Origin of the sequence: Streptomyces sp. NPDC057654, assembly GCF_042800135.1 — a bacterium.
Classification (GTDB): Bacteria; Actinomycetota; Actinomycetes; order Streptomycetales; family Streptomycetaceae; genus Streptomyces.
Genome location: NZ_JBHVHQ010001096.1, coordinates 1 through 2,461, shown reverse-complemented (window position 1 = coordinate 2,461; position 2,461 = coordinate 1). Strand labels below are relative to the sequence as shown.

Annotated in this window: 2 protein-coding genes; both read left to right on the top strand. The window is 68.3% G+C overall.

Going from position 1 to position 2,461, the window contains the following annotated elements:
• Positions 1–53: 53 nt before the first annotated feature.
• Entirely contained in the window at positions 54–986 is a 933-nt protein-coding gene (locus tag ACFU99_RS40855; protein WP_384403018.1) for a F0F1 ATP synthase subunit gamma, read from the top strand.
• A 2-nt stretch (positions 987–988) separates the two neighbouring features.
• Positions 989–2,443, top strand: coding sequence for a F0F1 ATP synthase subunit beta (gene atpD / locus ACFU99_RS40850; RefSeq protein WP_384403016.1), 1,455 nt, complete (start codon positions 989–991; stop codon positions 2,441–2,443).
• The last annotated feature ends 18 nt before the right edge of the window (positions 2,444–2,461 follow it).

The window sequence follows — 2,461 nt, the reverse complement described above, 5'->3', positions numbered from 1 at the left end:
GACGACGCCCCGGCCGGTACCTCGAAGTGACGACGACGGAAGGGACCTGATCCATGGGAGCCCAGCTCCGGGTCTACAAGCGTCGCATCCGCTCCGTCACCGCGACCAAGAAGATCACCAAGGCGATGGAGATGATCGCCGCCTCGCGCATCGTCAAGGCGCAGCGCCAGGTGGCGGCATCGACGCCGTACGCGAGTGAGCTCACCCGCGCGGTGACGGCGGTTGCCACCGGCTCGAACACCAAGCACGCCCTGACCACCGAGGTGGCGAACCCGGTCCGGGCCGCGGTCCTGCTCATCACGAGCGACCGCGGGCTGGCCGGCGGCTACTCGTCCAACGCCATCAAGGCGGCGGACAGGCTCACCGAGCGGCTGCGCTCGGAGGGCAAGGAGGTCACGACCTACATCATCGGCCGCAAGGGCGTCGCGTACTACGACTTCCGGGAGCGGCCGGTCACCCAGTCGTGGACCGGCTTCACCGACAGCCCGACGTACGCGGACGCCAAGATGGTCGCGGCGCCGCTGATCGAGGCCGTACAGCAGGACACGGCCGAGGGCGGCGTGGACGAGCTCCACATCGTCTTCACCGAGTTCGTGTCGATGATGACGCAGCAGCCGGTGGACGACCGCCTGCTGCCGCTGAGTCTCGCGGCGAACGGGCAGGAGGCGTCGGACGGCGCCGCGGCCGCCAAGGCCGAGATCCTCCCGCTCTACGACTTCGAGCCGTCGGCGGAGGGCGTTCTCGACGCCCTGCTGCCGCGGTACGTCGAGAGCCGCATCTACAACGCGCTGCTCCAGTCGGCTGCCTCCAAGCACGCCGCCACCCGCCGCGCGATGAAGTCGGCTACCGACAACGCCGGAGAGCTCATCAAGACGCTCTCGCGGCTTGCCAACGCGGCCCGCCAGGCCGAAATCACCCAGGAAATCAGCGAGATCGTCGGCGGTGCGAGCGCCATGGCCGACGCGACCGCGGGGAGTGACCGATAACCATGACCACCACTGTTGAGACGGCCGCAGCGGCCGGCGTGGCCACGGGCCGCGTCGCGCGGGTCATCGGGCCGGTCGTCGACGTGGAGTTCCCCGTCGACGCGATGCCGGAGATCTACAACGCGCTGCACGTAGAGGTCGACGACCCGGCCGAGGGCGGCAAGCGCAAGACGCTGACCCTTGAGGTCGCCCAGCACCTGGGCGACGGCGTGGTCCGCGCGATCTCGATGCAGCCCACCGACGGCCTGGTCCGCCAGGCCACGGTGGTCGACACCGGCGAGGGCATCACCGTCCCCGTCGGCGAGGTGACCAAGGGCAAGGTGTTCAACACCCTCGGCACCATCCTGAACAAGCCCGAGGCGGAGTCCGAGGTCACCGAGCGGTGGCCGATCCACCGCAAGGCGCCCACCTTCGACCAGCTTGAGTCGAAGACCGAGATGTTTGAGACCGGCGTCAAGGTCATCGACCTGCTGACCCCGTACGTCAAGGGCGGCAAGATCGGTCTGTTCGGCGGCGCGGGCGTCGGCAAGACGGTGCTCATCCAGGAGATGATCTACCGCGTCGCCAACAACCACGACGGCGTCTCCGTGTTCGCCGGCGTCGGTGAGCGCACCCGTGAGGGCAACGACCTCATCGAGGAGATGACGGACTCCGGCGTCATCGACAAGACGGCGCTCGTCTTCGGCCAGATGGACGAGCCGCCGGGCACCCGGCTGCGCGTCGCGCTGGCCGGTCTGACCATGGCGGAGTACTTCCGCGATGTGCAGAAGCAGGACGTGCTCTTCTTCATCGACAACATCTTCCGGTACACGCAGGCCGGTTCCGAGGTGTCCACGCTGCTCGGCCGCATGCCGTCCGCGGTGGGCTACCAGCCGAACCTCGCGGACGAGATGGGCCTCCTCCAGGAGCGCATCACCTCGACCCGCGGCCACTCGATCACCTCGATGCAGGCGATCTACGTGCCGGCGGACGACCTCACCGACCCGGCCCCGGCCACGACCTTCGCGCACCTCGACGCGACGACCGTGCTCTCGCGCCCGATCTCGGAGAAGGGCATCTACCCGGCGGTGGACCCGCTGGACTCGACGTCCCGCATCCTGGACCCGCGCTACATCTCGCAGGACCACTACGACTGCGCCTCGCGCGTCAAGACGATCCTCCAGAAGTACAAGGACCTCCAGGACATCATCGCGATCCTCGGCATCGACGAGCTCGGCGAGGAGGACAAGCTCACCGTCTTCCGCGCCCGCCGGGTGGAGCGCTTCCTGTCGCAGAACACCCACGTCGCCAAGCAGTTCACCGGCGTGGACGGCTCGGACGTCTCGCTCGACGAGTCGATCTCCGCGTTCAACGCGATCTGCGACGGGGACTACGACCACTTCCCCGAGCAGGCGTTCTTCATGTGCGGTGGCATCGAGGACCTGAAGGCCAACGCCAAGGAGCTGGGCGTCTCCTGACCCCGTGCTGACCGGCCG

Coding starts and splice junctions, on each gene's coding strand:
- atpD (WP_384403016.1), top strand. CDS start 989: ATGACCACCACTGTTGAGACGGCCGCAGCGGCCGGCGTGGCCACGGGC.
- ACFU99_RS40855 (WP_384403018.1), top strand. CDS start 54: ATGGGAGCCCAGCTCCGGGTCTACAAGCGTCGCATCCGCTCCGTCACC.